This is a genomic window from Mesotoga infera (assembly GCA_011045915.1).
Lineage (GTDB): Bacteria > Thermotogota > Thermotogae > Petrotogales > Kosmotogaceae > Mesotoga > Mesotoga infera_D.
In genome coordinates this window covers 1-2891 of record DSBT01000367.1, presented here as the reverse complement: position 1 = coordinate 2891, position 2891 = coordinate 1, and the positions used below count along the sequence as shown (strand labels likewise).

General features: G+C 45.6%; 1 protein-coding gene and 1 pseudogene. Both read left to right on the top strand.

The annotated features are described in order from the left end of the window. Window positions 1-204 precede the first annotated feature (204 nt). Window positions 205-1146, top strand: a pseudogene (locus ENN47_11945) (hypothetical protein). Between the two features lie 153 nt (window positions 1147-1299). Next, entirely contained in the window at window positions 1300-2589 is a 1290-nt protein-coding gene (locus tag ENN47_11940; protein HDP78862.1) for a hypothetical protein, read from the top strand. The last annotated feature ends 302 nt before the right edge of the window (window positions 2590-2891 follow it).

Below are 2891 nucleotides of genomic sequence, written 5' to 3'. Positions count from 1 at the left end.
CTCCTACATACAACATGAGGGTTCCTCCTTTCACAACCTCGTACAAGGTGCGGTCTTTTCGACCATTACTCTCAATCGTGTTAAGAAGGGTGCCCAACCTGGCATACAGGCTCTAAGCCTAAGAATGACGACTGGCTACTCCCTCTACCCTCATTCTATACTCTCTACTTCCTCTCTTATGACAATACACGAGGATGACGGGGAAAAATGATTGGCGAGATTCAGAGGGTGATTGACGAGACTCTAGAATCATTCTTTCCGGGTAACGCCCTTGTTCAGAATCTGCTGCGGGGTATGATAGACGGTCTGCAATGGCAGAGCTACTTGACGAATATCGAAGAGACTCTTCCCATTCTTGGAGACATGATACCGGAAAATATTAGGAATCATCTGCTTGAGGACAGCGAAGAAGCAAGACTCGTGAACGGATACTTCACATCGAGATTCTTTCTCTTCATGATTCTTCTGACGATAATCTACTTTCTGTGCAGAGAGTTCTTGAAGCCTTTCCAGGCGATGTGTGGAGTCGTTCTCTTCGCAGCTTTAGTTCCATTCGCCCTTCAAGATTTCTTGCAGGCCGAGACAGTCCTTTCATTGGTGCTGTTTTCTTCAATGCTCTTGCTAACAAAGAGGGACGGAAGCAGGCTAGTTTTATTCTTCGTGACGATTCTCTGCTGCACGGCAAGAACGGATCATGCGCTGTTTGGTGCGTTGATTTATGGTCTGATGCGTGGAATTGAATCACTTAGAAGAAGGCAATGGTTAAGGATGCTCTTCTCTGCGCTGCTTCTGATAATTCCGGTGGCCGCGACGGTCTTAATCAGCTGTTTCCTCTTTCCTGAAGCCGAGTATTATGTCGATCTCATTCAGTTCGAGTTCAATATGACTCATATATGGAGCTGGATCTTCCCTTTGATTCTTCTTCTGTTGCCGATTGTCTTTTTCTCCCAAATCAAGCATGTCGAATTCTATAGAAAGACATGGCCGTGGATCCCAATGTTTGTAGCTGCAAACTTTGTCGTTGGAAAGACCGCCGAAATCAGATTGTTCCTTCCTCTAGTCATTTACTCCATTCCTCTTGTCATAGGAGGCACGATCAGGTCTCTTGAAGGAGAGGAGGATTTGACGGACAGCAGTGAGGTGTGAGGGGTAAACCGCTTTCGGTCTAATATGTCTCACAATCTTTGCAGTAGGCAACGAAGATGAAAGATCAAGACTCTATGATTTGAGAGATACAATGGTATTATCTCTACAATCAGGCGCGAACGGCAGTCATCTGAAGATATTCGGAGGTGAACCGTGGAAGAAAAGTACAGCATTGGGCGAGGGGTTCTTCTCCTGATCATTTTTGCCTTGCTTTCCTACATATTCACATCGATGACTGTGTGGACGACGGATGGAAAGTATCTCTTCGTATCCAGATATCTGAGGATCAATCAGCATAATCGTGTAATCTCCGGAGGGAATTTCGCGCCCGATCAATACAGATTTGGCAGTTACTACCTTGTGGAAAATCTCTTCAAGTTTATCCCCATCGAGTGGCTCGATGAAAACAGCGAAGAGCTTTCGAGGATGTTATTGTCAAGCGACTACTGGACAGAAGATAAGAAGGGCATGATAGACTCCTACTTTCCCCTGGCCGAAAGAGAGAAACTCGTCTCTGATCTGGAGAAGGTCATCGAAGAGCTTGTCGATTCCGTAACAGGCAAGAGTCCTCTTTTGAACAACGCGCTCAAGGCTTTTGCAAGCAGTCTTAACTGGCAGGTGTACTTAACAGATCCTGCAACGACAGCTCTCTTGATTGGCGAAAGGTTGCCCGAGGACATCAAAAGGGCAGTTGATCTATCGAGTGATGAGAACCGGATCTTGAACGGTCATATCACGGCAAGATTCTTCTTCAACATTCTGACGCTCATACTCCTGTATGGCTTTTGTAGAGTCTTCTCGTCGCCTTCAGAATCATTGCTGTCGACCGTGGTTTTTCAGGCCATAATGCCCCTTACGGTCATGTATTTCGGCTGGGAGACTTTTCATGCTGCAGCTCTTTTCGTCGGTGGTTTGCTGTTGATAGCCAAAGGGGGCAGATTCTATCTTCTTTGCCTGTTGATGGCACTGGGATCGCTTTTCAGAGCGGATCATATGATATTTCTCGCTCTCATCTATCTTCTCTTCAATTTCAATAAAGACCTATCCTGGTCGAAAAGAGCGTTAATTCTGTTCAAGAGTTTAGTTGCCGGTGTGATTCCAGTTTCTCTGACTTTTGTCGTCAGTCGTTTTATATACCCGGATGCGGAGTACTCGGTGGACTTAATTCAGATTAGATACAATATGACTTATATCTGGTCATGGATTTACCCGATGATCTTTGCTTCGATTCCACTGCTGTTTCTTAGAGAAGTGAAGAACTATGGCTTTTTCAGGAGGACATGGTTCTGGATTCTCCCGTTCATTGCCATGAATTTTCTGGCAGCAAGGACCGCTGAAGTAAGATTGTTCACCCCGGTCATCGCTTTCTTCACGCCGCTTGTAGGCATCGGGCTGCACAGGTTTTTTCCCGGCAGATCCATGGAGAACACCTCGATTGAATGATCTGGAGATTCTCTGTAGAGCCCGATAATCGCGTCGTATTCTAAACGACTCATTTTAGGCTGAACCGCAAGTTTTGTTTCAATCGCCTTTCGATAGAGGAATTCAGACCGACTTATGGGATAATCTCGTATAATCGATGGAGGAGGCTGCTCTATATGAAACGACTTCTACTGCTGTTCCTTATTGCCATTTCAGTTGGCTTGTGTGCCAAGACCGGGCTTTTCTTGAGCATTTATCCTGTTCTCTCCCTCAACAACTACACAGTACACGATAGAGAATATCAACCTGACTTCGATGATCTG